The organism is Streptomyces sp. NPDC048257 (genome assembly GCF_043201855.1).
GTDB lineage: Bacteria > Actinomycetota > Actinomycetes > Streptomycetales > Streptomycetaceae > Streptomyces.
Map to the genome: position 1 here is coordinate 1 of NZ_JBICZI010000052.1, position 1739 is coordinate 1739.

A 1739-nucleotide genomic window follows, 5' to 3' on the forward strand; every position below is an offset into this window, starting at 1 on the left:
GGGGGGGCGCCCCCCCCCCCGTTGGTTCGGCGCGGCGCGCGCCCCCCCCCCCCCCGGGGGGGTTGGGGGGGGGGGGGGGGGGCGGGGCGCGGCGGGGGGGGGGCCGCCCCCCCCCGCCCCCGTCTTTCCCTCGTCAGCCCAGGGCCACGTCGAGGATGCGGGACCACTGGGCCACCACACCCGCCCGGCGGGCCGTGTCGTCGGTGAGGACGTTGGCCAGACCGAGGCCCCGGGCCATGTCCAGCAGGCCCTGCACGGTCTCCCGTACGCCCGGCGCCGACTCGTCCGCCCCCAGCAGCTCGACGGCGATGCGGTGGGTCTCGCGGCCGACCCGGGCCTCCAGCTCGGTGACCCGGGGGCGCAGCTGCTCCTCGTTGGAGGCGGCGACCCACAGCTGGAGCGCGGCACGGAAGAGGGCGCCGGTGTAGAGGTCGACCAGCGCCTCGACCACGGCCGGGCGGGCGGCCGGGCGGGCGTGGAAGAGGTCGCGCAGGGCCGTGGAGCGCTCCTCGGCGACGTACTCGACGGCCGCGGTGAACAGGTCCTCGCGGGTCGGGAAGTGGTGCTGCGCGGCGCCGCGCGAGACCCCGGCCCGTTCGGCGACGACGGCGACGGTGGAGCCGGCCCAGCCGTGCTCCGCCAGGCAGGACACGGCCGCCTCCAGGAGGTGGCGGCGGGTGACGCGGCTGCGCGCCTGCTTGGGGCCGGTCACAGCGACCATGACGGTTCCCTGCGCTCGAAGCGGGCGGTGATGCCTTCGCGGGCCTCGTCGGAGGCGAAGAGTCCTGCGGACAGCTCGGTGAGGCGGGAGCCGTCGCGGGTGAGGGCCTCCCGTACGGCGGCGGAGGTGAGCGCCTTGGTCGCGGCCAGGCCCTGCGGGGAGGCGGCGCGCAGGCCGGCGAGTACGGGCTCCAGGGCCGCGTCCACGTCCTCGGCGTGCAGGGTGAGCAGGCCGATGCGGGCGGCCTCGGCGGCGTCGAAGCGCTCGGCGGTGAGGAAGTAGCGGGCGGCGGCGCGCGGGTCGAGGCGGGGCAGCAGCGGCATGGAGATCACGGCGGGGGCGAGGCCGAGATGGGTCTCGGTGAAGGCGTACGAGGACTGCGGTCCGGCGGCGGCGATGTCGCAGACGCCGAGCAGGCCGAGGCCGCCGGCCCGGACGTGGCCGGTGACGCGGGCGACGACGGGCTTGGGCAGCTCGGCGATCTCGCGGAGCAGGGCCACGAATTCGGCGGGGTCGCAGGGGGACTTGAGGTCGGCCCCGGCGCAGAAGGTGCCGCCGGTGTGGGTGAGGACGACGGCCCGGACGGCCGGGTCCGCGGCCGCGGTGGCGAGGGCGGCGCGGAGTTCGGCGACGAGGTCGGCGGAGAGGGCGTTGCGGTTGGCCGGGGAGTCGAGGCTGAGGGTGGTAATGCCGGTCGCCTGGGCGGCGTGCACGAGTGGGACCATGTCTCCTCCGGAGCGGTGTGCGCTGGATTGGGCCTCCCGGCCGGGGTCCCTCCGGGAGAGTACGTGTCCGAACGAACCAGTGCCCTGCGGGCGGCTCGACGGTATGCGGTGCGGTCCCCTACGTGCAGCCGTCCCCGGCTCGGGGTGTGCCCTGCGGGCGGCACGGCGGTGCCCGGCGCGGCTTCCCCTTCCCGGGGTGGGCGCCTCAAACGCCGGCGGGGCTCGATGGGTGGGTCGGGGCCCCGCACGAGGGTCTCCTCGGCTCGCGCACTTGGCGGTGGTCCAGCCGTGCG

At 77.3% G+C, this 1739-nt stretch carries 2 protein-coding genes; both read right to left on the reverse strand.

Features of this window, described 5'->3' with window-relative positions:
* Nucleotides 1-133: 133 nt before the first annotated feature.
* On the reverse strand, nt 134-721 hold the full coding sequence (locus ACGFZK_RS37270) for a TetR/AcrR family transcriptional regulator (RefSeq protein ID WP_393853271.1): 588 nt from the start codon (nt 719-721) through the stop codon (nt 134-136).
* Nucleotides 709-1446, reverse strand: a complete 738-nt coding sequence (locus ACGFZK_RS37275; RefSeq protein ID WP_393853272.1) for an enoyl-CoA hydratase family protein — start codon at nt 1444-1446, stop codon at nt 709-711. The genes ACGFZK_RS37270 and ACGFZK_RS37275 overlap by 13 nt, the downstream gene beginning before the upstream one ends.
* Nucleotides 1447-1739: the final 293 nt, after the last annotated feature.